1 protein-coding gene is annotated in these 2,062 nt (G+C 62.7%); it reads right to left on the reverse strand.

Features of this window, described 5'->3' with window-relative positions:
• Nucleotides 1-2,031 (reverse strand): acetate--CoA ligase family protein (locus tag NW819_RS12065; RefSeq protein WP_414413886.1); only part of this gene is annotated, 2,031 nt, incomplete at its 3' end.
• Nucleotides 2,032-2,062 lie beyond the last annotated feature (31 nt).

Raw genomic sequence — 2,062 nt, forward strand, 5'->3', positions numbered from 1 at the left:
GGACTTCGTCCCGCTGACGCGATTGGCCTCTGGCTCCTGTTTTTCTGCTACTAAGGCAATCTCGCGGTCGTAATCGTTAAAGCAAATGCGGGTAAGGCGCTCGTGGGCGATACGGGCGCTGTATTTGATCGGGTGGAAGTAGCGCAGATAGACGCTGTAATCGGAGACGTGGCGGTGAAAATCGATCACCAAAGGCTCGTCTTCAGGGCGGATGGGGCGAATGGTGATGCCGTCCCGGAAGCTCCAGATGTACTGGGTGGGATAGGGGCGGATGGCCAAGGGCACCTGGGGATCCTGCTCGGTTCGCAAAATGACGCGGGCATCCAAAGCCAGCAGGCCCTCGCTGGAAGCCAGCAGCGGATTGATGTCGATCTCTTTAATCTCCCGCTGCTCGGCCACCAGTTGGCTAAAGCGCACCAAGAGCTGTTCCAGGGCCTCCAGATCGACAGCTGGGCGTCCGCGTACCCCCCTGAGGGCCTTGTAGATGAGGGTGTTTTCCATCAGGCGCCGCGCCAAGGTGGTGTTGAGGGGGGGAAGGCCAATGGAGCGATCCTGAAACACCTCCACCAGTTGTCCGCCACTGCCAAACAGCAACACCGGCCCAAACTGGGGATCCTGGCTGCTCCCCAGGATCAGCTCATAGCCATCCGTGTCCACCATCGGCTGCACCGTGACCCCCTGGAAGTGCTCCGGCCCCGCTTTCTCGCTGACGTTGCGGAGGATTTGCCCGAAGGCCCGGCGCACCGCCTCAGCATCGGGCAGGTTGAGCTGCACGCCGCCCACATCGGTTTTGTGGGTGAGGGTGTGGGAGTAGAGCTTCACCACCACTGGGTAACCCATGGCCTCGGCAGCTTCCACTGCTGCTTCGGGGCTCTTGGCCACCCGCGTCGGCACCACGGGGATCCCGTAGGCGGCCAGGATTTCCTTAGATTCGACCTCCGTGAGAAGCGTGCGGCCTTCCCGCCTCGCCTGGGCAAGGGTTTGCTGCACTTTTTCCTGCTCCACTGGCCTGGTGGGAGCCAGGGTGGGGGTTTCGTAGAGGGCCTTGAGGTTGTCACTAAAGCGCCACAGATGGCTAAACACCCGCGCCGCTTGATCCGGGTAGCGGTAGGTAGGGATCCCGGCCTGGTTGAGGATCTGCTCGCCGACATCCACGCCAGCTCCCCCCATCCAACTGGCCAGAATGGGCTGCCGGGATCCGCTGCGCCGCCAGGTCTCCACCACTTTCTCAGCCGTGCGGGTGGGATCCGTCATGGCTTGGGGGGTGAGGATGACCAGGCAACCCTGGCTGCCGGGATCCCGCAACACCACTTCCAAAACTTGGGCAAAGCGCTCCGGATCGGCATCCCCCAAAATATCAATGGGATTGCCGTGGCTCCAGTGGGGGGGCAAGAGCTGGTTAAGCTGCTCCAGGGTTTGGGGGGAGAGCTGGGCCAGGGATCCCCCGGCGCGGATGAGGGCATCGGTGGCCAGCACCCCTGGCCCGCCGGCATTGGTGAGGATGGTCAGGTGAGGGCCCTGAGGACGGGGCTGTTTGGCCAGCACCTCCGCCAGGTCGAAGAGATCTTCAATGTGATCCACCCGCAGCACGCCGCAACGGCGGAAGGCCGCATCCAACACTGCGTCGCTGCCGGTGAGGGAGCCCGTGTGGGAAGCGGCTGCTTGGGCTGCCGCCTGGGTGCGCCCCGCCTTGATGACAATGATGGGCTTGCTCAGGGCCACCTCTCGGGCCGCGGACAGAAAAGAGCGGGCATCCCCGATGGATTCCATGTACAAGACAATGCTGTGGGTATGGGGATCCTCGCCCAAGTAGTCGATTAAGTCTCCCCAGCCCACATCCAGCATCGATCCCAGAGAGATAAAGGCGCTGAAGCCCACATTTTCCTGCAGGCTCCAGTCCAGGATCGAGGTGCACAGGGCCCCACTTTGGCTGATGAAGCCCACATTGCCGGGCCGGGCCATCTGGGCAGCAAAGGTGGCGTTTAAGCCCGTGTGGGGGTTTTGGATCCCCAGGCAGTTGGGGCCAATCAAGCGCAGCTTCCCAAGGACTCCGTCCCGCTGA

Source organism: Synechococcus sp. R8-2, from assembly GCF_047461715.1.
Lineage (GTDB): Bacteria > Cyanobacteriota > Cyanobacteriia > Thermostichales > Thermostichaceae > Thermostichus.